Source organism: Rhodococcus phenolicus, from assembly GCF_001646785.1.
GTDB lineage: Bacteria > Actinomycetota > Actinomycetes > Mycobacteriales > Mycobacteriaceae > Rhodococcus > Rhodococcus phenolicus.
Genome location: NZ_LRRH01000106.1, coordinates 1 through 667, shown reverse-complemented (window position 1 = coordinate 667; position 667 = coordinate 1). Strand labels below are relative to the sequence as shown.

Here is a 667-nt window from a genome sequence, read left to right as displayed (position 1 = left end):
TCCTGCCTGGTAGGGATTGTTTCGAGCAAGAAGCAACCCGGAGCAGGACCCCACGTGATTACCTATCGTGCCACGCTCGACGTGCCCGAGCACACCCTGACCTTCGTCGCCCGTATCCTCGCTGCCCACCGCCGCAGGACCGATCGCCGGCCGTGGCAGCGGGCCGCGACCGTCTACGTCCAGGCTCTGATGGTGCTGCGGTGGTTTCGCGACGGCACCGCTGTCGCCACCCTGGCGCGCGATGCCCGCATCTCGCAGGCCACCGCCTACCGGTATCTCCATGAAGGTATCGACGTGATCGCTGCGCACGCCCCGGACCTGCACGACGTGCTCGAACGTGGGATCGAGTCCGGCTGGGAGCATGTCTGTCTCGACGGCACCCTCATCGCCTCGACTCGCTGCCGGGAGCGTTCCGAGTCCGGGCACGACGTGTGGTACTCGGGTAAACATCGCCGCCATGGCGGCAACGTCCAGGTCCTGACCGATCCGACCGGCTACCCGATCTGGGTGTCCGAGGTTGCCCCCGGTTCGGTGCACGACCTCACCGCTGCTCGTCGGGGCGGGATCCTCGGCGCCCTCTACCACGCTGCCGCCGGCGGGATGCCCACCCTCGCCGACAAGGGGTACACCGGTGCCGGGATCGGTGTCCACGTCCCGACGAAAGGCC

General features: G+C 68.2%; 1 protein-coding gene. It reads left to right on the top strand.

Annotation, left to right across the window (positions count from 1 at the left end):
- Positions 1 to 54: 54 nt before the first annotated feature.
- Positions 55 to 667, top strand: a 613-nt coding sequence (locus tag A8G15_RS24940) for a transposase family protein (RefSeq protein ID WP_068165659.1), incomplete at its 3' end; no start/stop codon positions are given.